At 35.2% G+C, this 24,367-nt stretch carries 17 protein-coding genes; 15 read left to right on the top strand and 2 right to left on the bottom strand.

Going from position 1 to position 24,367, the window contains the following annotated elements; all coding sequences use genetic code 11:
• Nucleotides 1-5: 5 nt before the first annotated feature.
• The gene (gene miaB / locus CLV90_RS14140) at nucleotides 6-1,451 is read right to left on the bottom strand and encodes a tRNA (N6-isopentenyl adenosine(37)-C2)-methylthiotransferase MiaB (RefSeq protein ID WP_133688282.1); all 1,446 of its coding nucleotides are present in this window, start codon (nucleotides 1,449-1,451) and stop codon (nucleotides 6-8) included.
• Between the two features lie 150 nt (nucleotides 1,452-1,601).
• Between miaB and CLV90_RS14135 the strand changes: the two genes are divergently transcribed.
• The 9 genes from CLV90_RS14135 (at nucleotide 1,602) to CLV90_RS14095 (ending at nucleotide 13,543) form a co-directional block, all read left to right on the top strand.
• Entirely contained in the window at nucleotides 1,602-2,342 is a 741-nt protein-coding gene (locus CLV90_RS14135) for a hypothetical protein (RefSeq protein ID WP_133688160.1), read from the top strand.
• Between the two features lie 61 nt (nucleotides 2,343-2,403).
• Nucleotides 2,404-3,669, top strand: a complete 1,266-nt coding sequence (locus CLV90_RS14130) for an LVIVD repeat-containing protein (RefSeq protein WP_133688159.1) — start codon at nucleotides 2,404-2,406, stop codon at nucleotides 3,667-3,669.
• A 213-nt stretch (nucleotides 3,670-3,882) separates the two neighbouring features.
• On the top strand, nucleotides 3,883-6,387 hold the full coding sequence (topA, locus tag CLV90_RS14125; protein WP_133688158.1) for a type I DNA topoisomerase: 2,505 nt from the start codon (nucleotides 3,883-3,885) through the stop codon (nucleotides 6,385-6,387).
• Between the two features lie 59 nt (nucleotides 6,388-6,446).
• Nucleotides 6,447-7,604, top strand: a complete 1,158-nt coding sequence (locus CLV90_RS14120) for a formimidoylglutamase (protein ID WP_133688157.1) — start codon at nucleotides 6,447-6,449, stop codon at nucleotides 7,602-7,604.
• A 121-nt stretch (nucleotides 7,605-7,725) separates the two neighbouring features.
• Complete coding sequence (porK, locus tag CLV90_RS14115; protein ID WP_133688156.1) at nucleotides 7,726-9,090, top strand: T9SS ring complex lipoprotein PorK/GldK; 1,365 nt, start codon at nucleotides 7,726-7,728, stop codon at nucleotides 9,088-9,090.
• 84 nt (nucleotides 9,091-9,174) lie between these two features.
• Nucleotides 9,175-9,831 (top strand): type IX secretion system motor protein PorL/GldL, encoded by a 657-nt coding sequence (gene porL / locus CLV90_RS14110; protein WP_133688155.1) that lies wholly within the window; start codon nucleotides 9,175-9,177, stop codon nucleotides 9,829-9,831.
• A gap of 57 nt (nucleotides 9,832-9,888) precedes the next feature.
• Entirely contained in the window at nucleotides 9,889-11,448 is a 1,560-nt protein-coding gene (porM, locus tag CLV90_RS14105; protein WP_133688154.1) for a type IX secretion system motor protein PorM/GldM, read from the top strand.
• Between the two features lie 64 nt (nucleotides 11,449-11,512).
• Complete coding sequence (porN, locus tag CLV90_RS14100; RefSeq protein WP_133688153.1) at nucleotides 11,513-12,400, top strand: type IX secretion system ring subunit PorN/GldN; 888 nt, start codon at nucleotides 11,513-11,515, stop codon at nucleotides 12,398-12,400.
• 99 nt (nucleotides 12,401-12,499) lie between these two features.
• Nucleotides 12,500-13,543 (top strand): NAD(P)/FAD-dependent oxidoreductase, encoded by a 1,044-nt coding sequence (locus CLV90_RS14095; protein WP_133688152.1) that lies wholly within the window; start codon nucleotides 12,500-12,502, stop codon nucleotides 13,541-13,543.
• Here the strand turns inward: CLV90_RS14095 and CLV90_RS14090 are convergent.
• The gene (locus CLV90_RS14090; protein ID WP_133688151.1) at nucleotides 13,533-13,928 is read right to left on the bottom strand and encodes a DUF983 domain-containing protein; all 396 of its coding nucleotides are present in this window, start codon (nucleotides 13,926-13,928) and stop codon (nucleotides 13,533-13,535) included. The genes CLV90_RS14095 and CLV90_RS14090 overlap by 11 nt on opposite strands.
• Nucleotides 13,929-14,068: 140 nt before the next feature.
• On the opposite strand from CLV90_RS14090, the gene CLV90_RS14085 reads away from it, so the two are divergent.
• The 6 genes from CLV90_RS14085 (at nucleotide 14,069) to CLV90_RS14060 (ending at nucleotide 24,324) form a co-directional block, all read left to right on the top strand.
• Nucleotides 14,069-15,979, top strand: coding sequence for an ABC-F family ATP-binding cassette domain-containing protein (locus CLV90_RS14085; RefSeq protein ID WP_133688150.1), 1,911 nt, complete (start codon nucleotides 14,069-14,071; stop codon nucleotides 15,977-15,979).
• A 162-nt stretch (nucleotides 15,980-16,141) separates the two neighbouring features.
• Nucleotides 16,142-17,017, top strand: coding sequence for a leucine-rich repeat domain-containing protein (locus tag CLV90_RS14080; RefSeq protein WP_133688149.1), 876 nt, complete (start codon nucleotides 16,142-16,144; stop codon nucleotides 17,015-17,017).
• A 212-nt stretch (nucleotides 17,018-17,229) separates the two neighbouring features.
• Nucleotides 17,230-18,114 (top strand): leucine-rich repeat domain-containing protein, encoded by an 885-nt coding sequence (locus CLV90_RS14075; protein ID WP_133688148.1) that lies wholly within the window; start codon nucleotides 17,230-17,232, stop codon nucleotides 18,112-18,114.
• A gap of 428 nt (nucleotides 18,115-18,542) precedes the next feature.
• A complete protein-coding gene (locus CLV90_RS14070) occupies nucleotides 18,543-19,673 on the top strand; it encodes an efflux RND transporter periplasmic adaptor subunit (protein WP_133688147.1) in 1,131 nt (376 codons plus the stop codon).
• Nucleotides 19,673-22,960: an efflux RND transporter permease subunit gene (locus tag CLV90_RS14065; protein WP_133688146.1), complete on the top strand. Its 3,288-nt coding sequence runs from the start codon at nucleotides 19,673-19,675 to the stop codon at nucleotides 22,958-22,960. The genes CLV90_RS14070 and CLV90_RS14065 overlap by 1 nt, the downstream gene beginning before the upstream one ends.
• A complete protein-coding gene (locus CLV90_RS14060; RefSeq protein ID WP_133688145.1) occupies nucleotides 22,960-24,324 on the top strand; it encodes a TolC family protein in 1,365 nt (454 codons plus the stop codon). Before CLV90_RS14065 ends, CLV90_RS14060 begins: the two co-directional genes overlap by 1 nt.
• Nucleotides 24,325-24,367: the final 43 nt, after the last annotated feature.

The raw sequence follows: 24,367 nt of genomic DNA, 5'->3' as shown, positions 1-24,367 counted from the left end.
AAAAATTAATTATTGTCAGAATAGCCAACCGCTACACCTTTTAAAGTGGCAGAAGTACAATCGTTCATTTGTACATTAACAAAATCACCTACTTTGTAATGTTCTTTAGGGAAGACTACTACGGTACTTTGTGAGTTTCTGCCCATCCATTCGTTCTCAGATTTCTTAGAGGTACCTTCAATTAAAACCTCTTGAATTTTGCCTACATGTTTTTCAGTTCTATAAAGGCAGTGGCTTCTCTGTAAAGCTATGATTTCAGAAAGGCGTCTTTTCTTTGTAGCTTCTGGCACATCATCTTCCATTTTTCTACCGGCCATGGTGCCAGGTCTTTCAGAATAGCTGTACATATAACCAAAATCATACTTTACATGTTCTAAAGCTCGTAATGTAGCGGCATGATCTTCTTCTGTTTCCGTAGGAAAACCTGTTATAATATCTTGAGAAATAGAGCAGCCAGGTAGAATTTTTCTAATTTCATCTGTTAGTTCAAAATACTCTTCGATAGTATGTAAGCGATTCATTTCCTTTAAAATACGATTGCTACCGCTTTGTACAGGTAAATGAACGTGATTACAAATATTTTTATGTTTGGCCATGGTTCTAATCACGTCCAAAGTCATGTCTTGTGGGTTAGATGTTGAAAAACGAATACGCAATTTTGGGTTTGCTAAGGCAACCATCTCTAATAATTTAGAAAAGTTGGTAGCTGTAGCTTTTTGCATATCAGAAGCATTCACAAAATTTTTCTTGAGTCCGCCGCCATACCATAAATAACTATCTACATTCTGTCCTAGCAGGGTAATTTCTTTGAATCCGTTTTCAGAAAGCTCTTTTACTTCTGCTAAAATAGATTGTGGGTCTCTGCTACGTTCACGACCTCTGGTAAATGGTACAACACAAAATGTACACATATTATCACATCCTCTGGTAATAGAAACAAAAGCGGTAACTCCGTTTGTGTTTAATCTAACAGGTGCAATATCGCCATAAGTTTCATCCTTAGAAAGAATAACATTAACTGCGTCTCTACCAGAATCTACTTCTTTTATTAAGTTGGGTAGATCTTTATAGGCATCTGGCCCTACGACCATATCCACTATTTTTTCCTCATCTAAAAGCTTATCTTTCAGGCGTTCAGCCATACAGCCAAGAACACCGACTTTTAAATGCGGTCTCGTTTTTTTTACCTTATTATATTCGGTCAATCTTTTGCGTATGGTCTGTTCGGCTTTATCTCGAATAGAACACGTGTTTACAAGTACTAAATCGGCATCTTCTAACGTTTGGGTGGTGTTAAAACCTTCGGTCGCTAATATAGATGCTACAATTTCACTGTCGGCAAAGTTCATGGCGCAACCGTAACTCTCAATGTAAAGATTACGCTTGTTCACTTCTTTTCCTTCAACTACCAAAGTTGTGCCCTGCACATTTTCGTCTATGGTTTTCTCCATTTTTGTAATACGTTGCAATAAAATATTTTGGAAGGCAAAGATACTATTATAATCAAAAATATGACAAGATGACATGATTATTTAGGGTTTGTTTAAGCTTTCTAAACGAAAATTATTTAGTTTTATCACCAATTATAACCACCAATACTTATGAATTTAGAAAACTTGACGCAACACATTAAATCGAAACCAGATTTAGAATTTGGCACCATTTTCAGTAGGTCTATAGACCTTTTTAAGAAGGTTTGGTTGCAGGGCTTTATTATTTTGCTCTTAACATTCGTTGTAATACTCCCATTTTATATTATTTTGTACATACCTATGATCGCTTTAGGTTTAACTGATCCAGAGGCGCTACAGCATAACGAATTACCACCGATGGCCGCTATAGCAATGGCCATACTTTTTCCTGTTTTTGCGATTGGGATCGCCACTTTCGCTTTGGCATTAAATGCAGCATTTTTAAAGATGTGTAGAGAAAAAGATTTAGGAAAAGAATCTAGCGATGATTACTTCTACTTCTTTAAAGAAGGGCGTTTAGGTAAGGTCTTCATTCTTGCTTTATATACATTCGGACTCTCAATTCTAGGGGCACTTGCCTGTGGTATTGGTATGTTCTATGTAATGGTTCCAGTTTCATTGATTCCGGCATTTTTGGCATTTTCGAGTCATCTTTCTCCATTAGACATGGTGAAGGCTAGTTTTACCTTGGGTAATAAAAACTGGTTGGTCATATTTGGGCTAGTAATCGTATCGGCATTTGTAGCGCAACTAGGGCTTGTATTATGTTGCGTGGGGGTGCTGTTTACGGCAATGCTTGGTAAAGTACCTACCTATTATATGTATAAAGATGGTGTAGGTTTTAACGAGATGGAAGAGATTTCAAACTAATGATAACGCAACTATTATGTGTTTCTTCATCTTATAATTACAACCAGTAAAATTATATACCATGAAGAATTTTGTTTTTCTTTTTTGTGCTATTGCCTTATTTGCATTTGTTTCGTGCAATGATGATGGTCCGTATGAAGATTACTTAGTGGCTAGACCAATCGTACAAGATGCAATATCGTTTAAGGCAGAAGCTGTCGATGTAGTTGATCCTATCCCAATTGTTTCGTCAGGTAAAATTTATGCTTACCAAGACTATATTTTTGTAAATGATGTTAACTTAGGTTTTCATGTCATAGATAATAAAAATCCGTCAGCGCCAGAAAGTATTGCATTTATTAAGCTAGAAGGTAATAATGATATTTCTATTAAAGATGATAAGATATATGCCGATAGTTATGGTGATTTAGTGATTTTTGACATATCAGATATAACAAATATTACCATTAAAAGTAGGATCGTAAATGCCATATATAACAATGATGTGTGGCTTTCGAATTTAGAATACCCTCAAGCAGATTTTTATGAATATGGCGATATCGATTATAGTAGAGATATAGTTGTAGGCTGGGAGGTAAACATCGAAAGGAGGTCGGTAGAGGAGTATGAGTCCAGGTATAACTGTGATGGTTGTGTTGTAGATTCTCTTGAAAGTTTCAATGATAGTCCGCAGCCAAGTACCGGTCAAGGCGGATCTTTGGCGCGTTTTAAAATAATAGACGATTATTTGTATGTTGTAGATTATAGTAACATCAATATTTTTGACATTACAGATATAGAAGAAATAAAGGTATTAGATGATGTGCAAGTTGCGTGGGATATTGAAACCATTTACAGTCAGGGAAATATTTTGTTTATAGGTGGTGCCCAAGGCATGTATATTTATGGAATAGAAAATCCTGAAAAACCAGAATTTATATCTGAATTTAGACATGGTACCGCTTGTGACCCTGTGGTTGTCGATGGCGATTATGCATATGTAACTTTAAAAGGCGGAGGTTTCTGTGGAAATACCGAAAGCGGATTGTATGTTATCGATATCTCCAATCTTGAAAACCCTGAATTAAAAGTGATTTACCCGATGGATGGCCCAAACGGATTAGGAATTAAAAATAATACCTTATTTATATGTGATGGAGATTCGGGCTTAAAGGTATATGATAAAACAGCTGTGCCAAATATTACATTGGTCAATACTTTCGAAGATATTATCGCTTATGATGTAATACCGTTGGCATCATCATTATTAATGATTGGTGATCGCACACTGTATCAATACGAATATGTTGATGATAATATTAGGTTGCTAAGTACCTTTCAATTGTAAGAATAATAAAAGGTTAAAAAAAGGGAAGCTAGTTCAGCTTCCCTTTTTTTATTTCAGTGCCCTAATTGGTTTGTGGCTTGTTAGATACAGGATATAATAATCATGAATTACTTGAATTTATTGGTTGAACTCTATTGAAATATGGGAAAAAATAAATTCCTGAAATTTCAAAGTTTAATTTTTAGTATACATTTGTAAGTATAAACAAGGTTGATGGCGAAAAATTTAGTAATTGTTGAGTCTCCTGCAAAGGCAAAAACTATAGAGAAGTTTTTGGGAAAAGATTTTAAGGTTGAATCGAGCTTTGGTCACATTGCCGATTTACCTTCAAGTGAGCTGGGAGTAGATGTCGAGAACGATTTCACACCGAAATATATCGTGGATAAAGACAAGCAAGCTTTAGTGAAAAAGCTTAAAAGTCTAGCGGATAAAGCAGAAACTATATGGCTTGCGAGTGATGAGGATCGAGAGGGTGAGGCTATTTCTTGGCACTTGGCCGAAGAGCTAGGTTTAGACAAGAAGAAGACAAAACGTATCGTTTTCAACTCGGTTACAAAAGCAGCTATTCAAAAAGCAATTGAAAACCCGAGGGAAATCAATTACAACCTTGTAAATGCACAACAAGCAAGAAGGGTGTTAGACCGTTTGGTTGGGTATCAATTATCGCCCGTACTTTGGAAAAAAATTAAACCGGGACTCTCTGCCGGTCGTGTTCAATCTGTAGCCGTAAGGTTAATTGTTGAGCGAGAAAGAGATATAGAAGGCTTTGAGCCACAAGCGTCATTTAAAATTGCAGCGGAATTTCAAACAGAAGAAGGAAGCATTTTTTCGGCTAAGTTGAATAAAACCTTCTCAACAGAAGAAGAAGCAAATGCATTTTTAGAGAAGAATAAAGCTGCAGATTTTTCGGTAAGTAAATTAGATAAGAAACCAGCTAAGAAGTCGCCATCTGCGCCATTTACAACTTCTACATTACAGCAAGAGGCATCAAGAAAATTATATTTTTCTGTGGGTAGAACCATGCAAGTAGCCCAACGTTTATATGAAGCGGGTTTAATTACTTACATGAGAACAGATAGTGTTAACCTTTCTAACGAAGCGTTGACATCTGCAAAAGAAGCTATTGAAAAGAATTACGGTAAAGAATATAGCGAAACAAGAAATTTTAAAGGAAAGTCTAAAGGAGCTCAAGAAGCACACGAAGCTATTAGACCTACAGATATGGGTAATCAATCTCCGTCATTGGAGCGTGATCAATCTAAATTATACGACCTAATTTGGAAACGTACAGTTGCATCTCAAATGAGCGATGCACAATTAGAACGTACCAATGTTAAAATTAAGGCAAGCAAGCATTCAGAAGAATTTACTGCAAACGGTGAGGTTATAAAGTTCGATGGTTTCTTAAAAGTATACATGGAAGGTGTAGATGATGAAGATGTTGCCGAAGAACAAGAAGGTATACTACCGGCAATGAAAAAAGGGGAGCGTTTGTTGAACAACTTTATTTCAGCAACAGAACGTTTTACAAGAGCACCATATAGATTTACAGAAGCATCTTTGGTTAAGAAATTAGAAGAATTGGGTATCGGTAGACCATCTACTTATGCACCAACAATATCTACAATTCTTAATAGAGGTTATGTTGAAAAAGGTACAATTGAAGGTAAAGAACGTAAGTATCAACAATTGATATTGGTATCAGATAAAATAGAAGTAAAGAATCTTACTGAAAATGTTGGTTCAGATAAAGGTAAAATGGTACCTACGGATATTGGTATGATCGTTACCGATTTCTTGGTGAGTAATTTCGCCAATATATTAGATTACAATTTTACTGCGCAAGTAGAAGAAGATTTTGATGAGATAGCTTCTGGTGATGAAGACTGGAAGAAAATGATGAAGGATTTCTATAAAGATTTTCATCCAAACGTAGTAGATGTAGAAGAAAATGCAGATCGTGCAAGCGGTGAAAGAATATTAGGTAAGGATCCTAAAAGCGGAAAACAAGTTTCCGTACGTTTAGGTAGATTTGGGCCAATGGTACAAATAGGAACTGTTGATGATGAAGAGAAGCCAACATTCGCAAGTTTATTGCCAGAACAATCACTTAATACCATTTCTTACGAAGAGGCAATGGATCTTTTTAAACTTCCTAGAAAATTAGGAGTTTATGAAGGTGAAGAAGTATTGGCTAACGTAGGTCGATTTGGACCGTATGTAAAATTCGGAGAGAAGTTTATTTCTATGGATAAAGGCGAAAGTGCTTTTGAGATTGAAATGGATAGAGCAATTGAACTTATTGTGGCGAAACAGAAAGCCGATGCACCAATTGCCATGTATGAAGATATGGAGGTTACTAAAGGTACCGGTAGATTTGGGCCGTTCATTAAGTGGAACGGTATGTTTATAAATGTGAATAAAAAGTATGATTTTGATAATTTATCAAATGACGACATTATAGAACTTATCGAAGTCAAAAAGCAAAAAGAGATAGATAAGGTTATTCATAATTGGGAAGAAGAAGGTATTCGTGTAGAGAAAGCGAGATGGGGTCGTCATAATGTCTTAAAAGGTAAAATAAAGGTAGAATTGGCAAAAACTGTCGATGTTACTAAAATGACTTTAGAAGAAGCTCAGAAGTTGATAGAGGCAAAGACTCCGAAGAAAAAAACTGTAAAGAAAAAGGCAAAAGCTAAACCTAAGTCAAAAAAGTAATTTAATTTTAGGTCAAAGATTAGTACAGTATTCTTATGATTTCTAAAAACCTTTAATAAATGGCTTTTGATTTTTTAGTTCCGGTATCGGATAAAGTTCTAGCTCATAATGAGTTATTGCCAAGTCAATCTATAGGTAAAAACACCTATATACATACTGAGAAAGATGGTTTGCCTGTATTGGCAAATGCTACAGTTGCCATAGTAGGTGTTAGAGAATCTCGGAATGCCTACGAAAAGAAGCATGAGAAGTTAGATGTCTCTGCTATAAGATTACAATTCTATAAGCTTTTAATTGGAAACTGGAATGCCACCATTGTAGATTTAGGTGATATTGAAGAAGGCGCTACGGTAAATGACACCTATTTTGTGGTCAAAGAAGTAGTAGCCGGTCTATTAGAAGAAGATATTATTCCGATTATTTTAGGTGCAACACAAGATATTACCTATCCTGCATACAGAGCTTTTGATGGTATTAGAGATATGATCAACCTAGTTGCAATAGATAGCAGGTTCGATTTCGGGATCGAAGATGAGCTTATTTCTTCGCATTCTTATATGAGTAAAATCATAACCGATAAGCCCAACAACCTTTTTAATTTTTCGAATATTGGCTATCAAAGCTATTTCAATGCCCAAGAAGAGATAGATTTAATGGAGCGTTTATTTTTTGATGCTTACCGACTTGGTGAAGTTGCAAATGATATTTCGTTAGCAGAACCAGTGTTAAGAAATGCACATATGGTAAGTTTAGACTTACGATCTGTAAAGGCCAGTGAAATTTCTATGTCTGGCAATTTTTCTCCGAACGGATTTAATGGAAGAGAAATCTGTGCCATTTCTAGATATGCAGGTATCAGCGATAAAGTATCTGTATTCGGTTTGTACGAAATGGAAAATACCGTGCAGTCGCAACAGCTGATAGCTCAAATTATATGGTACTTTATAGAAGGTATCAATTTTAGAATAAAAGAAAGTCCGTATACGAAAACCGATGACTTTGTTAAGTATAATGTACCTAGCGAAGATGAAGAATTGGTATTCTACAAAAGTTTATTAACAGAAAGATGGTGGACAGAAGTCCCATCTATTTTTACTTCACATACTAAAGGCCATACACCAGCGTTATTACCTTGCACCGAGAAGGATTATATTGATGCATGTAATCAACAGATTCCCGAAAGGTGGTACAAGGCCTATAAGAAAGGCTTTAATTAACATTATTTTTTTAAGGCATTAAAAGACTTTAATACAATATTTTATATAAAACCTAGTTTTAGTTGATAGAATAAATTATTGTATTCTCAGTTTAAACCATAATCGAAATTTAACCTAAAGTATGAAGAAGCTATTGTTATCCTCTATAGCGTTTGTTTTTTTACTCACAAGTTGTGGGTCTAAGCAAAAAGGTGAGCTAACTGGAGTCCAGGGAAAAAAGTGGTATCCAGAAAAACCATATGGAATGGAACTTATCCCAAGGGGTTCTTTTATCATGGGTAAGAGTGAAGAAGATCAAGGAAAATTATTGAATGCGCCGACTAAGACAGTTACGGTACGTTCTTTTTACATGGATGATACGGAAATCACGAATAGTGAGTATCGTCAGTTTGTAGAATGGGTAAAGGATTCTATAGTTAGAACCAAATTAGCCATTTTAGCTGATGAGTTAGGTATCGGTCCAGAAGAAGGCGGTATTGGTGACTATGCATTTAAAGATGCAGATACTACAAGAGCATCTGTATACGATAAGTATATGTTAGATAATTACTCGGGTATGGGCGAAACGGGCTACGAAGGTAGGGCGTTAAGCAAAGATGAAGACCTTGTTTGGGACACATCAGACTACCCAGATGAGTATTATACGGAAATTATGGACTCTATTTACTTATCTGAAGAAGAGTCATATAACGGTCAACGTACTATAGATGTTAAAAAATTAAAGTACAAATATAGCTGGATGGATATTGAAGCTGCGGCAAGAGCTTCGGTCAAAGGAAATACTAGCCGTAAAGACTTTATTCGTACGGAGGAAGTTGAAATATATCCAGATACAACAGTATGGATCAGAGATTTCTCTTATTCATATAACGAACCAATGCATAATGATTATTTCTGGCATGATGCCTACAGCGAATATCCTGTAGTTGGTATTAGCTGGCAACAAGCAAAGGCATTCTGTAACTGGAGAACAAAGTTTAAAAACGATGACAACAAAAGTCGTGGTAGACAATTCGTTAATCAATTTAGATTACCAACAGAAGCAGAATGGGAATATGCTGCAAGAGGTGGTATTGAAGGTGGTACATACCCTTGGGGTGGCCCGTATGTAATCAGTGATACTGGTTGTTTTATGGCAAACTTTAAGCCACAACGTGGAGATTATGCTGCAGATGCTGCTTTGTATACGGTAGAAGCGAAGTCTTACGAGCCTAATGACTTTAATATGTACAATATGGCCGGTAACGTATCTGAGTGGACAAATTCAAGTTATGATCCAAGTGCATACGATTATGTATCAACAATGAACCCTAATGGTGGTGATCAATCTAATACTAGAAAAGTTATTAGAGGTGGATCATGGAAAGATGTAGCTTACTTCTTACAAGTAAGTACAAGAGATTTCGAATACGCTGATTCGGCTCGTAGTTACATAGGTTTCAGAACAGTACAAGATTATATGGGTGAGGAAGATTCCACACAATAAATAATAATATTAATAGTTTTATAATAAATTCAAATTCATTTTTTAACCAAATCTTTTTTTATTAAACCTTAAATTAAATTAAACATGGCACAGTCAAAATCCACAAAAAAATTATTTAACATGGCCTACGGGCTAGGAGCATCAGTTGTAATTATCGGTGCATTATTCAAAATTCTTCACTGGGAGTTAGGACCATTAAATGGTGGTATTCTTTTAGCGATAGGTCTTATTACAGAAGCATTAATTTTCGCGATCAGTGCGTTTGAACCAGTAGATGAAGATCTAGACTGGGCATTAGTATACCCAGAATTAGCTGGTGGTGAAAGTAAAGCACCTAAGAAAGCACAAGCTGCAACTGAAATTAAAGAAGCTGAAGCATCTTTATCTAAGAAATTAGATGATTTGTTAAAAGAAGCTGGTGTAGATGCAAGTCTTATGGAAAGCTTAGGTTCAAGCATTAAAAACTTTGAAGGTGCTGCTAAAGGTATCGCTCCAACAGTTGATGCAATGGAATCTACTAAGAAATATTCTAGTGAAATGGTTCAAGCTGCAGCTCAAATGGAGTCTTTGAACAGTCTTTATAAAGTACAATTAGAAAGTGCAAGCAAGCAAGCTTCAGTTAATGAAGAAGTTGTTCAAAATGCAAGTGCACTTAAAGATCAAATGGCATCGTTATCTACAAACCTTTCTTCATTGAATGGTGTTTACGGTGGTATGTTATCTGCAATGAGTAAAAACTAATTTGGATTTTAATAAAACCCAAGTCAATTATTAATTAAAATCTAAAAAAATAAATCCATGGCAGGAGGAAAAAATTCACCACGTCAGAAGATGGTCAACTTAATGTATTTGATCTTCATCGCAATGTTGGCGTTAAACATGAGTAAAGAGGTATTAGCCGCATTCGGTATAATGAATGAAAAGCTAGAGACTTCAAACGCAATGACAACCGCAAGTAACGAAGCGTTCTTAGGTAGTCTGGAAACTAAAGCATCTGAAGATGCAGCTAAATATGATAAGCTGTACAAGAATGCTCAACAGATTAAAGCAATGTCTCAAGAGTATTATGATTACTTAGAAGGACTTAAAAAAGGTATGATGGAAGGGATCGAAGATCCTAAAGATTATGCTCGTATGGATATGGCTGATTATTTAGATCAGAAATTATTCCAAACAGAAGGCTTATCAGAAGACGGTAAAAAATTCATGAGCAACCTAACTAGTTATAGAGATCAAGTTGCGGCAATAGTGCCTAAAGCTTTAAAGCAATCTGTTATCGATCGTTTCCAAACAGGAGATGAGAATGGTAAAGTTGAAAAAAGAGACGGTACCAAACAAGATTGGATCAACTATCATTATGAAGGATATCCTTTAGTAGCATCTTTAGCAAAATTAACTCAGTTGCAAGCTGACGTTAAAATGACTGAAGAAGCAGCTTTAAAATCTATGTTAGCAGGTGAGTTGACAGCGCAAGTATCTTTAGCTAATTTTGCTACTTCATTACAAGCATCTAAATCTGCATACTATGCAGGTGAGAAGTATGATGGTAAGATTATTATCAGCAAAACTGATAAGTCATCTACTCCTGTAAAAGCTGAGTTAACTTTAGATGGCAGAAAATTAACTGAAGGTTCTGATTATAAATTAGAAGCTGGTGGTGTTAAAATGTTGATTGGTTCTGGTTCTGCTGGTGACCATGAAGTAAAAGGTACTATCTACTTTAAGCAAGATGGTGAAGAAATTCCTGTTGAAGTTAATAATTCATTCGCAACTATATCTAAGCCAAATGCTGCTTTAATTGCTGCTGATAAAATGAATGTTGTATATAGAGGTGTTGCTAACCCAATGTCTATCTCTATACCAGGTATACCAAATAATAAAGTAAGAGCATCTGCTCCAGGTCTTAAGGCTGTTAGTGGTAGTAGTTATGTAATGACACCAGGTACTGGTAGAAACGTTACTATTACAGCTTCAGGTACTTTACCTGACGGTCAGTCAGTATCATCTAACTCTGAATTCAGAATTAAAGATATTCCAAGACCAGAAGGTAGTGTAAGTAAGCAAACAGGTAGTATTAAACTTCCAAAAAGGAATGTTGAGATCGCTACGATCGGTGCTGGCTTAGAAGACTTTGATTTTGATTTAAATCTTGCAGTAAGCGGCTTTAAATTCAAAGTACCAGGTCAACCAACTGTTTCTGTAAGAGGAAATAAGATGGATGCTAAAGCAAAACAAGCTTTATCACGTGCTAAAAGAGGAGATATCGTTCAAATATTTGATATCGAAGCTTATATCACAAATAACAAAAGTTACAAGTTGAAGAAAGTATCTCCAGTAGTTGTGGAGATTACAAACTAAATAAATAGAATGATACCGGGTAAGCCCTTTGGTCTTGCCCGGTTAATTTTAAAGTGAAGCAAACATGAATTGGAAAAATGTTTTAGTAATGGGAGCGGTAACGATGTTACCTTTATCAATGATGGCCCAAGCAAATGTATTGAATGCAAAGAAACCCAATGAGGTTGGTATTCGTACAGAAGCTCAGAAAGCTGTGGATAACGATGCTCCGTTAGAATATGGTTATGTAGATGATAGGGATATCCTTTGGTCTAAAACTTTGTGGGAAACCATAGATTTAGATGAGAGAGTTAACTTCCCATTATATTATCCAACAGATACTATGGATATTGGCCCGGATAGAAGGTCTTTATACCACGTTCTAATTAAAAATTTAAAGAGTGGAAAATTAGAAACTTATACAGATTCTTATTTCACTAAAAAAAGGTCTTTTAACGATTTAAAGGACGCTTTGCAAATGGTTGATACTCTAGATTACGGGTATGAGCAAATGAACGCAGGTGAAACTGTTTCTGAAGAGTATATTACTCGTAGAAATATTTCTGCAGCTGATATTGAGGAATATCACGTAAAAGGAATTTGGTATTTTGATAAGAGACAAGGAGAATTAAAATACCGTCTTTTAGGTATTGCTCCAGTTGCACCAGATGTTAACTTTATGGATGATGATAATCCAGACATGGTAGAGCTATTTTGGGTATGGTACCCAGATGCTCGTGAAATGTTACATGAAGCCAAAGTTTTCAACTCGCAAAATTCAGCTCAGCCTATTTCTTTTGACATGTTGTTGAATGCAAGAAGATTCGATGCCGTTATTTATAAAGAAGATAACGTACAAGGCGATAGAAAAGTTGACGATTACATTTCTGATAATGCTTTGTTCCAGTTATTGGAAGCAAAACGAATAAAAGAAACCATTAGAGATAAGGAACAAGACATGTGGGCTTATTAAGCTTACTGAAAATCCAATTCACATAAAAAAGACCTGATCGAAAGATCGGGTCTTTTGTTTTTATATCCTGTTTTCTACAATTGTCATTACCTTTGCACTATGGTAGATTATATGGTAGTAGGGCTGGGGTTGGCGGGTACCGCATTTTGCGAAAACTTGCGTAAAAATAACAAGACATTTGTTGTTTTTAATGACCAATCGCAAACTTCGTCTCGTGTAGCAGGTGGTTTATATAATCCTATTATTTTAAAAAGATTCACACTTTCTTGGCGAGCAGATGAGCAACTACCTATAGCCACCGAATTTTATACCCAATTAGAACAATTTTTGAATGTAAGGTTTGATGAAAAGTTGAATGTTCTACGAAAATTTGCTTCTATAGAAGAGCAAAATTTATGGTTTGAAGCAGCAGATAAAGAAAAACTGAAGCCATATTTAGATACAAAATTGGTAAGTAATGAGAACACCTCGCTCAAGGCACCGCATCAATTTGGTAAAGTACTGGAAACAGGAAAGTTAGATACAAAGTTACTATTTAAAAGCTACATGAAGTGGCTTGAAAAAGAAAACAAGTTGTACACTGCTACATTCGATTATAGTCAACTTATTATTGAAGAAGGATTTGTAAATTATCAAAATATAAAAGCTAAACACATTGTCTTTACCGAAGGTTTTGGAATGATGCAAAATCCATATTTCAACCATTTGCCCATGCAGGGTTCAAAAGGGGAGTATATAGTTATTAAGGCTAAAGAGCTTAAAGAAACTCGAATAATCAAATCTTCCATTTTCTTAATTCCTTTAGGAGATGATTTGTATAAAGTAGGTGCAACTTATAATAGGGGTCAAAAAAATAATACTACTACTGAAAAGGCTAAAAATGAGCTCATAGATAAACTGGGTAGCCTTTTAGACTGTCCGTTTGAAATAGTTGATCACGAGGCAGGTATGCGCCCTACGGTCAAAGATAGAAGACCCTTGGTGGGTAAACATCCAAAGTATGCCAATTTATGCGTGTTAAATGGTTTTGGATCTCATGGTATAACAATAGCACCTTGGGCGGCAAAATCGCTTTACGAACATATAGAACATCAAATTCCTTTGTTAGAAGAAATGAGCATAGGGCGATTTACTACGAATTAAGACTCTTTGAGGTAGCCTTGGCATCGTACTTTATAAACATATTGATCCATATGTTTCGAGACACCCTCATAATTACCGGCATAAATACTACAAGGGTAATAATTATAGCAATAAATGTTTCTATCAAGCCAGCACCTAAAAAAAGATTGGCGATAACAAATGCTGCTACTGCAAAGGCAATTCCGACTCCGTAACTGACATACATAGCACCGTAAAAGAAAGATGGTTCTATTTTATATTTAAGGTCACAATGGCTACATTTTTCATGCATTTTAAAGATTTTACCCATATGGTACGGGTTTTCGTCCAAATACATGCTTTCTTCATGACATCTAGGGCAACTTCCTGTTAAAATGCTGTAGAGTTTGTTTCCTTTTTTTAACATTTGCAAAACTTTATACCAAGGTACGATTTTGAGACATTTTTAAAGTTAGAAATCATCAGCTATAAAGATAAATTTAACTTAAAAGTTACCCAGGTAAAGTATGCCTTGCTTTTAAGGAAACACTAGAATAATTAGAATTTATGTTAAACGTTCACAACCTATCGGTCTCTTTTGGAGGAGAATATTTATTTGAAAAAATATCTTTTCGATTAAATGGAGGAAATAGAGCAGGGCTAGTAGGTAAAAACGGTGCAGGTAAATCGACATTGTTGAAATTGCTCAACAAAGATATGCCATTAGATACCGGTGTTATTGCCATAGAAAAAGATATAAAAATTGGCTTTTTAAGACAAGATATAGATTTCGTTGAAGGTCGATCAGTTTTAGAAGAGGCTTACCAAGCTTTTGAAGAGATAAAAGCTTTAGAGCTGAAATTAGATGAAATCAACCATCAATTGGCAGAACGAACCGATTATGAATCAGATTCGTACAGTCAGCTAATTATAGATCTTAATGATGTTTCTCACCATTATGAAATATTAGGTGGATACAATTACCAAGGTGAGACAGAAAAAATATTACAAGGGTTAGGTTTTAGAAGGGAAGATTTCGATAAAAAGACCGAAACCTTTTCAGGTGGGTGGCGTATGCGTATAGAGCTTGCCAAATTATTATTGCAAACTAACGACGTGTTGTTACTCGATGAGCCTACCAACCACTTAGATATAGAGTCTATTATTTGGTTTGAACAATTCTTGAACAATTATACAGGTGCGGTGGTAATCGTATCCCACGATAAAATGTTTCTGGACAATGTTACTAACAGAACTATTGAAATCTCATTAGGTCGTATTTATGACTATAATAAGCCATATACCGAATATCTTGTTTTAAGAAATGAGATAAAACAACAGCAGGTAAACGCGCAAAAGAATCAAGAGAAAGAGATACAGCAGGCAGAAAGGCTAATTGAGAAGTTTAGGGCAAAATCGACCAAAGCATCAATGGCGCAATCTTTAATCAAGAAATTAGATAAGATAGAGCGTATAGAGGTCGATGAAGATGATAATAGTGTTATGAGTCTTCGTTTTCCAATTTCTGTTGTTCCTGGTAAAGTGGTGGTAGAAATAGAAAATCTATCAAAAGCATATGGTAATAATTTAGTACTAGACGATATTAACCTTCTTATTGAGCGTGATAGTAAAACTGCTTTTGTTGGGCAGAACGGTCAAGGTAAATCTACATTGGCAAAAATAATTGTTGGTGAATTAAAGCATGAAGGGCATTTAAAATTGGGGCATAATGTACAGATAGGATATTTTGCTCAAAACCAGGCGGAGTATCTTGATGGTAATAAAACCATTTTAGATACCATGATCGATGCAGCAAATGAAAAGAATAGAAGTAAAGTAAGAGATATTTTAGGTTCATTTTTATTCAGAGGCGATGAAGTAGATAAGTACGTAAAAGTACTTTCAGGTGGTGAGCGTAACCGTTTGGCTTTGGCGAAAATGTTATTGCAGCCTTTTAATGTATTGGTGATGGATGAACCTACCAACCACTTAGATATTAAATCTAAGAATGTACTTAAGCAAGCCTGTTTAAATTTCGAGGGGACTTTGATTTTGGTATCTCACGATAGAGACTTTTTACAAGGGTTGACCAACAAAGTATACGAGTTCAAAGATCAGAAGATCAGGGAGTATTTAGGCGATGTCGATTTCTATTTAGAGCAACGTAAGGTCGAAAATTTTAGGGCCATAGAGAAGAAGCAAGCGGTAGTGGTTGAAAGGGCAAAACCAAAATCAACGAATTCTTTTCAAGACCAGAAAAAAATGAAAAGCTTAAAAAACCAATTGAGTTCTGTGGAAAGTAAAATAGGTAGTCTTGAAAAAGAAATCAAAGAAATAGACCACAAGTTGTTGGTAGATTATGATGCTACCATTGCAAAGCCAAATTTTTTCGATGGCTATCAAGCTAAAAAGAAAAAGCTGGAAGCATTGATGCAGAACTGGGAAATTCTTACAATAGATATTGAATCGCTGGGGTAATATGTAATTGCTTCACATACGGTTTTTGAAGTTTCACAACATAATTTGCAACTTTCACAACATAGAGCGGTAAGTCAACGATAAAATTTTAGTTTTTACCGTTATTAGTTCAAATTTGTAAGATAATTCTTAGTTTAAAGAATTGCTCAAACCACCATCATTATGAAAAAACTATACTTTTTAAGTTTCAGTCTATTATTCCTTACAACGATTTGTTTTGCCGAAGTCTCTAAAAAGGAGAAGAAAGCCTTAATTGATTTATATGAAACCACCAACGGTAATCATTGGGTGAAGAAATGGGATTTAAATGCTCCGGTTTCTCAATGGCACGGTGTTACGGTTGAAAATGATCAGGTGGTTGAAATTAATTTGTTTCATAATAATTTAATGGGATCAATTTCTTCCCAAATAGGAAATTTACAAAACCTTAAAGTATTGAACCTTGCTTTCAATTCATTAACGGGAGCTTTACCTGTAGAAATAACTACGCTTTCTAATTTAAAAGTATTAAAGCTAGAAATGAACAGACTTAATGGTCAACTTCCTGAAGGTATTGGTAGCTTGTTACAATTAGAAGAGCTTTCGGCTTTTAATAATTTTTTCACTGGTGAAATTCCTGCAACGGTAGGTAACCTAACTGGTTTAAAAGTATTAAACCTTTCTAGTAATGAGTTTTATGGTGATATACCAAGTTCATTAGGTGCCTTATCTCAATTAGAAACTCTAGGTCTATTCGAGAATAGATTAGAAGGTGCTATACCAAGAGATATGGGTAAACTAAGTAAGTTGAAAGAATTGGTTTTGGCGAACAACAGACTTATCGGTGAAATACCAAATGAGTTTGCCGATTTGGCAAGTTTAGAAGTATTTCAAATTCAGAATAACAATTTTAGTTCTTTTAAAGCTTTAGAGTTTTTAGAAACGAAAGAGTATTTAGTTTTTGATTACGATAAAGAAGATAGAAAATTAGAATTTAAAGACCTTAACTTCAGTAAGACCAGAATGGCCGACACGAAGTTCGAAGATATAGAAGAGTAAGAGTAGTTTACACTTTTAGTTAGTTTGGTGAAAGAAAGAGATGTTGAACAGCATCTCTTTCTTGTTTTCAAGCATTTTCAGTAGTAATGTATCATAAATGTATTTTTTGCACGTTATAATAAAAGTACTTTTTACACTAGTTCTGTTAAATAGCAGTCTTTTAGCGTAAACGGTAAGAGAAAAGTTCCCCCAAACAAATAAATTTTTTCAGTATGAAAAATGTTTTAACCTATGCTTGCATGATTCTCATGTTGACCAGTAGTTTTATGGTCAATGCACAATTACCTTCAAAAGAGAAACAATACCTATTAGATTTCAACAAAAGCACCCATGGTGAACAATGGCAAAACAAATGGAATCTTCAAGAAGACCCATCAACATGGTATGGCGTAGAAATTAAAGACGGTCATGTAACCGCTTTAAAATTGTACCGTAATAATCTAAAGGGTTCTATACCTGACGGAATTTCTATCCTATCCGAATTAAAAACTTTAAACCTAGCGTTCAATACAATTGATGGCGAATTACCAGAAGATATATTTCTTTTAGCAACATTGACATCATTAAAGTTAGAAATGAATAAGCTTAAAGGGTCATTGCCCCAAGATTATTCTAAAATGACAAATTTAGAAGAGTTATCTATGTTCAACAATTTGTTGCAAGGCGAAATACCTAATGGAATAGGCGATATTTCAAATTTAAAGACCTTAAACCTATCAAGTAACTATTTAGAAGGTAGCTTGCCAAAGTCTATAGAAAAGCTGCATAAACTAGAGCGATTAGAGTTGTTCGGCAATAAACTGGCAGGGGCAATAGAAGTTGACCTTGGTCGTTTAGTAAATTTAAAAGAATTGATTCTTTCGTATAACCAGTTTCAAGGTGACTTGCCAAGTAGTATGGCAACTTTAAGTAATCTTGAATTTGTACAGTTACAGGGTAATGACTTTAGGTCTTTAAATTCCTTATTAAGATTACAGAGTTCAAAATTAGCGGTTTTCGATAGTGACGATGAATTTTTGAATATGAAGTTTGGTGCCAATGAGGCCAATAGAACGCGTTTAGTAGATACTAAATACGAAGATACAAAACGAAATTAAATAGTAAGCTGTTATACAAAAAAAGGGATGCGAAAGCATCCCTTTTTTTGTGGGATAAATACAGCTAACATGGCATTTTTTATGATTACTTTAACCATTGCTATCTTCAATGCCAGATATGTTTTTTTGTAGTTTCGCCATTGAATACGGATTTCCAAAACTTTCTAGTTAAAGTCTATATAAAATACACAGGTTCATTTAACAATTCATTAAATGTCAGGTGTTGTAATGATGTCTTTTTCCGGTTTTGTAGAAACGTATTAGTTGAATATAGTTCCTTTGAAATAGAGGTCTAATAAACTGAAATAGGTTCAAAGTCGTTTCACTATTGAATTTGGACGTTTCATTTAATTAGAGCAAAGTGTAAAGGGCATAAATAGTATTTTTGATCTTGTGTTTTTTGAAATACGCTTATAAATTATAATAAAATGCGAAAAATTATTTTTACCGTTCTAGGTATTTTACTAATTGTAGTATCCTTTTTTTTAGCAGGGTATATTATTGATAGTAAAAAAACTTTCAAACCCAAATCTGAGAAAGTAGTGAAAACTGTTTTTACAGAGGTAGCAAAAAACGGTACAGTACCTATTATAGTATCTGCAAACGGTAATCTTACTGCTAAACAACGTGTAGAATTATATGCAGAAGTCCAAGGTGTATTTAAAAAAGGCAGTAAATTATTCAAAGAAGGGCAGGCTTTTCGTCAAGGCGAAACTATTATAAGCATCGATGCAAATGAGTATGCTGCAAGCGTGCAATCTGCAAAGAGTGATCTTTTCAATCAGTTAACGGCTGTAATGCCAGATTTAAGATTAGATTATCCGGATATCTACTCTAAGTGGCAAGACTATCTTTCTAACTTCGATATGTCGAAGACTACTCCGCCACTTCCAGAAATGACTACAGAGAAAGAAAAGTTTTTTATATCGGGTAGAGGTATCATAACCAGTTTTTACAATGTTAAAAATTTAGAGCAACGTTTATCTAAATACCGAATTGCGGCGCCATTTACGGGTGTATTAACCGAGACTTTAGTTACCGAGGGTACTTTGGTGCGATCGGGGCAAAAACTAGGAGAATTCATTAATACAGAAGTATACGAACTTGAAGTTGCTATTAGCAAACGCTATACCGATTTGCTTAAAGTTGGCGAGTCTGTAGAACTAACCAATTTAGATGACAATAGTAAGTATAAAGGTAAAGTGACCAGAATTAATGGCAGTATCGATCAGTTAACACAAACTGTAAATGCTTACATAGAGGTCGATGGAGAAAATCTTCGTGAGGGTATGTACCTAGAGGCAGATTTAGATGCTAAAAAAGAGGAGAACGCTATTGAAGTAGATAGGGGATTACTTTTAGAAGGAAATAAAATTTTCGTTGTCAGAGATTCTGTATTGGATGTGATTGATGTTGATCCTATTTATTTCTCAGATAAGCGTGTAGTACTAAGAAATGTACCAGACGGACTTACTATTGTGTCTAAACCATTAAGTGGTGCTTTTACAGGTATGGCAGTAAAAATCTACTCTGAACAACCAGAAAACACAAAAGAATAATGCGTAAACTGATAGAATATTTTATTCGGTATCATGTTGCCGTTAATGTTGTAGTTATCTCTTTTGCCTTGTTTGGTATTGTAGGGGCTAAAGCATTAAAGTCTTCTTACTTTCCGTTGACGGATTCTAAGAACATTGCAATTACGATTACTTACCCTGGTGCTTCGCCACAAGAGGTAGAAGAAGGTATAGTTCTAAAGATAGAAGATAACTTAAAAGGTCTTGAAGGTGTTGATCGTGTTACTTCTACTTCTAGGGAGAATAGTGGTACTATTAACGTAGAGATCGAAAAAGGCGAGAATATAGATTTCATGCTTTTAGAAGTTAAGAATGCGGTAGATAGGGTACCTACTTTTCCAACTGGTATGGAGCCGTTGATTGTTTCTATACTAGAAACTGTTCGTCAAACGATATCATTTGCTATTAGTGGAGAGGATATTCCACTAGCAACTTTAAAAAGTGTAGGTAGAGATATTGAAAATGACTTAAGGGCAATGGAAGGTATTTCTCAAATACAGATTTCTGGTTTCCCAGATGAAGAAATAGAAATTGCAGTAAACGAGAATGACCTATTAACCTACGGTCTATCTTTTTCAGAAGTAGCAAATGCTGTTGGTAAAGCCAATATATTGGTAACTGGAGGTAATATAAAAACCGATGCAGAAGAGTATTTAATACGTGCCAACAATCGTTCATATTATGGTAGTGAGTTAAGTAATCTTGTTGTACGTGCAGATCAGTCGGGTAATGTAATTCGATTAAAAGATGTGGCAGATGTTAGGGATCGTTTTGCCGAATCGCCAAATGCAACATATTTCAATGGTAATTTATCTGTAAGTACAACGATAACCAGTACCAATAATGAAGATTTAATCGCTGCTGCCGATCAAGTAAATGAATACGTGGTTGAATTCAACCAAAAGTATAATAATATTAAGCTAGATGTGGTATCTGATCAGTCTACAACATTAAATCAAAGAACACAGTTATTAACTGAAAATGCCATAATGGGTATGGTGTTGGTGTTGATTTTCTTGTCATTGTTCTTGAATACAAGATTAGCATTTTGGGTTGCTTTTGGTTTACCCGTAGCATTTTTAGGGATGTTCGTTTTTGCAGGTTTCTTCGATGTTACCATTAATGTACTTTCATTGTTCGGTATGATCATCGTTATCGGTATTTTGGTAGATGATGGTATCGTTATCGCCGAAAACATCTATCAGCATTACGAAAAAGGAAAATCTCCTGTTCAAGCAGCCGTAGATGGTACTATGGAGGTTCTACCGCCAATTATTTCAGCAATTATAACAACTATATTGGCGTTCTCAATATTCTTGTTCTTAGATAGTAGAATTGGTGAGTTCTTTGGTGAAGTATCTGTAATTGTTATTTTAACATTGGTAGTGTCGTTAGTTGAGGCTTTGGTAATATTACCTGCTCACCTTGCACATTCAAAAGCATTACAGCCTATTGATAATAAGCCGAAAAGCGGATTCGCAAATGCCTTCGCCAAACTTAGGGTGGTCAATGAATTTGGTGATAGATTAATGGTATGGATGCGTGATAAATTGTATACGCCGGTATTACGTTTTTCAATGAACCATAAAATATTTATGTTCTCTGTATTTGCAGCGGCTTTCATTTTAACTTTAGGTTCAGTTGGTGGTGGTATAATTAGAACCGCTTTCTTTCCAAGAATTGCTAGTGATAGGGTAGGTATCGTATTAGAGATGCCGAATGGTACCAATGAAAAAATTACAGATTCTATTATCTCATTAATAGAACAAAAAGCTATGATTGTCAATAAAGAATTGACAGAGGAATACATGGTGGGGTCAGATAAAGATGTTTTCGAGAATATGATTCGAAGATTAGGTCCCGGTTCATCGTCTGCAGAATTGGTCATTAACCTGTTGCCAGGTGAAGAAAGACCAAACGAAATTTCATCGGAAATGGTGACCGGTAGATTAGAAAAATTGGTTGGTCCGGTGTTGGGTGTAGAAAGTTTGATCTATGGTTCTGGTGGTAACTTTGGTGGATCGCCGGTTTCGGTTTCCTTATTGGGTAATAACATAGAGCAGTTAAAAGCTGCAAAGGCAGAATTAAAGGGAATACTGACTAAAAATCCGAGATTAAAGGATATTGCAGATAATGATCCGGCAGGCATTAAAGAGATTCGATTAACCTTAAAAGAGAATGCCTATTTATTGGGCTTAGATCTTCAAGCAATAATGACTCAGGTTCGTGCAGGTTTCTTCGGTGTGCAGGCACAACGTTTTCAACGCTCTCAAGATGAGATCAGGGTTTGGGTGCGTTATGACAGAGATGAGCGTTCGTCGATATCTAATTTAGATGACATGCGTATCGTTACTCCGTCAGGTGATCGTGTTCCTTTAAGTGAAATTGCAGATTATACTATTGAACGTGGCGATGTAGCGATTAACCGTTTAGAAGGTAGACGAGAAATTCAAATTTCTGCCGACATGAAAGATGTAAAGGATAGTCCAACAGAAATCATGACCGAAATTCAGAACGTTCACATGCCAGAGATACAGTCAAAATATCCAACGGTAAGTGCATCTTATGAAGGGCAAAATAGAGAATTAGAGAAACTAACGGGCTCTTTAAAGTTGGTCGGTTTTACGGTTATACTTTTAATCTACATTACTATTGCATTTACTTTTAGAAGTTTCAGTCAGCCATTGATGTTATTATTGTTAGTGCCATTTAGTTTTACGGCAGTTGCATGGGGACACTGGATCCACGATTTTCCAATAAACGTACTTTCCATATTAGGCATCATCGCATTAATAGGTATTATGGTGAACGATGGTCTGGTGCTCATTGGTAAGTTCAATTCGAATTTGCGAGAAGGTATGACCTTTGATAATGCTATTTTCGAAGCAGGTAAATCGAGATTTAGAGCAATTTTCTTAACATCGATAACCACTATTGCAGGTTTAGCACCTTTAATGTTAGAGACTAGTAGACAAGCACAGTTCTTAAAACCAATGGCAATTTCTATTGCCTATGGTATTGGTATCGCTACGGTATTAACCTTATTGATGTTGCCATTGTTTTTGTCGTTCAGTAACAACTTAAAAGCACAGAATCTTTCATTTGCTTCTGGCCATAAGATTACGAAAGAAGAAGTAGAAAGAGCAATTAAAGAAAGAAGAGAAGCAGCCCATTTAGAAGGTCACTCGCAGCATGCAATTGAAGATAATAGTCATCAACAGCATATTGAAGGTGGTTCATACCCAAATAAGAATATAGATAAGCTATAATGAGTAAAGTTAGATTCATCATATTATTAGTATTTCTACCTGTTTGTGCAATTTTCGCACAAGAGAAAACACTCTCTAAAGAAGAGGCGGTTATTAAAGCCCTAGAGAATAATTACGGAATTGAGATTGCAAAAGGTCAAGTTAATATTGCAGAGAATAATGCAAGTATTTTAAATTCAGGATATTTACCTACATTAACGGGTACGGCAGCGGCTACGTATAATAATAACAATACAACCACTGAATTCCCCGGGCAATTTAATGACGATGGTTCAGCAAGAGATGATATTTCAATTGACGGTGCAGAGAGTCAGCGCTACAGTTCTGCGTTGAATCTAAACTATACGTTGTTTGATGGTATGGGTAGGTTCTATAATTACAAAAGGCTGAAAGAGCAATACCAATTAAGTACTTTGCAAGCTCGTGAGACTATAGAAAATACGATGATTCAAATGTTTACGGTATATTTTGAAATCGCTCGATTGACAGAAAATAAAAATGTACAGAAACAAGCCTTAGAAATTTCAAGAGATAGAATAATCAGGTCAGAATATTCTTTTGAGTATGGTCAGAATACAAAATTAGATATCTTGAATGCTCAGGTAGATATGACCAATGATAGTATCAACTTATTGAATACCGAGCAGCAATTGGCCAATGCAAAACGCGATTTAAACGTAGTGTTGAATCAAGATTTAGCTTCACAATACCAAGTAGATACAACTATTACTTTCATTCCTAAATTTCAAATTGTTGAGTTTATGGATCAGGCCATTAAGAATAATGTGGCAGTTTTACAAACAGAAACCAATTTGAATATCAACGCATATGATATTAAAGTGAATAAATCTGGGTATTTACCCACCGTTGGGCTTACGGGGTCTTATGGATGGAATAGAAACCAAAATGCCCCATCAGCTTTCTTGACAGGTGCAGTATTTCCAGGAACTAATTCTAACGTAAGCAACTATTCTTTGGGAGCAAGCCTTACTTGGAATCTTTTTGATGGCGGTAGTACCACAGTAGGCGTTAAGAATGCGAAGATTACATATGCTAATCAAGAATTATTGCGCAAGCAAGTAGAATTAGAAGTAAATAGAGACATGCAGAATGCTATGGCACTGTATGAGAATCTTTTAAAAATATATCAAATTCAAGAACAAAACGTGTTTACGAACCAAAATAATTTTGAACGTTCTAAAGAGCAATTTCAAATAGGTAGTATAACATCTATAGAATTTAGGCAGGCACAAATAAATCTGTTGAATGCACAGACCAATAAGAATTTAGCGAAGTACGATGCAAAATTGGCTGAACTTCAATTGTTACAGCTTACAGGGCAGTTATTAAATATAGAATTGTAAGAAATAAGTCTTGTAGTTTTTAATCTCGATAGGCGGGTAAATT

The organism is Maribacter spongiicola (genome assembly GCF_004364165.1).
GTDB classification, from domain to species: Bacteria; Bacteroidota; Bacteroidia; order Flavobacteriales; family Flavobacteriaceae; genus Maribacter; species Maribacter spongiicola.
The sequence above is the reverse complement of the archived record's forward strand: the minus strand, read 5'-3'. Positions and strand labels throughout refer to the sequence as shown.

What these genes read in the sequence shown, in the direction of transcription:
- miaB (WP_133688282.1), bottom strand. Translation starts at nt 1,451, where the DNA reads ATGGAGAAAACCATAGACGAAAATGTGCAGGGCACAACTTTGGTAGTT.
- CLV90_RS14135 (WP_133688160.1), top strand. Translation starts at nt 1,602, where the DNA reads ATGAATTTAGAAAACTTGACGCAACACATTAAATCGAAACCAGATTTA.
- CLV90_RS14130 (WP_133688159.1), top strand. Translation starts at nt 2,404, where the DNA reads ATGAAGAATTTTGTTTTTCTTTTTTGTGCTATTGCCTTATTTGCATTT.
- topA (WP_133688158.1), top strand. Translation starts at nt 3,883, where the DNA reads ATGGCGAAAAATTTAGTAATTGTTGAGTCTCCTGCAAAGGCAAAAACT.
- CLV90_RS14120 (WP_133688157.1), top strand. Translation starts at nt 6,447, where the DNA reads ATGGCTTTTGATTTTTTAGTTCCGGTATCGGATAAAGTTCTAGCTCAT.
- porK (WP_133688156.1), top strand. Translation starts at nt 7,726, where the DNA reads ATGAAGAAGCTATTGTTATCCTCTATAGCGTTTGTTTTTTTACTCACA.
- porL (WP_133688155.1), top strand. Translation starts at nt 9,175, where the DNA reads ATGGCACAGTCAAAATCCACAAAAAAATTATTTAACATGGCCTACGGG.
- porM (WP_133688154.1), top strand. Translation starts at nt 9,889, where the DNA reads ATGGCAGGAGGAAAAAATTCACCACGTCAGAAGATGGTCAACTTAATG.
- porN (WP_133688153.1), top strand. Translation starts at nt 11,513, where the DNA reads ATGAATTGGAAAAATGTTTTAGTAATGGGAGCGGTAACGATGTTACCT.
- CLV90_RS14095 (WP_133688152.1), top strand. Translation starts at nt 12,500, where the DNA reads ATGGTAGATTATATGGTAGTAGGGCTGGGGTTGGCGGGTACCGCATTT.
- CLV90_RS14090 (WP_133688151.1), bottom strand. Translation starts at nt 13,928, where the DNA reads ATGTTAAAAAAAGGAAACAAACTCTACAGCATTTTAACAGGAAGTTGC.
- CLV90_RS14085 (WP_133688150.1), top strand. Translation starts at nt 14,069, where the DNA reads ATGTTAAACGTTCACAACCTATCGGTCTCTTTTGGAGGAGAATATTTA.
- CLV90_RS14080 (WP_133688149.1), top strand. Translation starts at nt 16,142, where the DNA reads ATGAAAAAACTATACTTTTTAAGTTTCAGTCTATTATTCCTTACAACG.
- CLV90_RS14075 (WP_133688148.1), top strand. Translation starts at nt 17,230, where the DNA reads ATGAAAAATGTTTTAACCTATGCTTGCATGATTCTCATGTTGACCAGT.
- CLV90_RS14070 (WP_133688147.1), top strand. Translation starts at nt 18,543, where the DNA reads ATGCGAAAAATTATTTTTACCGTTCTAGGTATTTTACTAATTGTAGTA.
- CLV90_RS14065 (WP_133688146.1), top strand. Translation starts at nt 19,673, where the DNA reads ATGCGTAAACTGATAGAATATTTTATTCGGTATCATGTTGCCGTTAAT.
- CLV90_RS14060 (WP_133688145.1), top strand. Translation starts at nt 22,960, where the DNA reads ATGAGTAAAGTTAGATTCATCATATTATTAGTATTTCTACCTGTTTGT.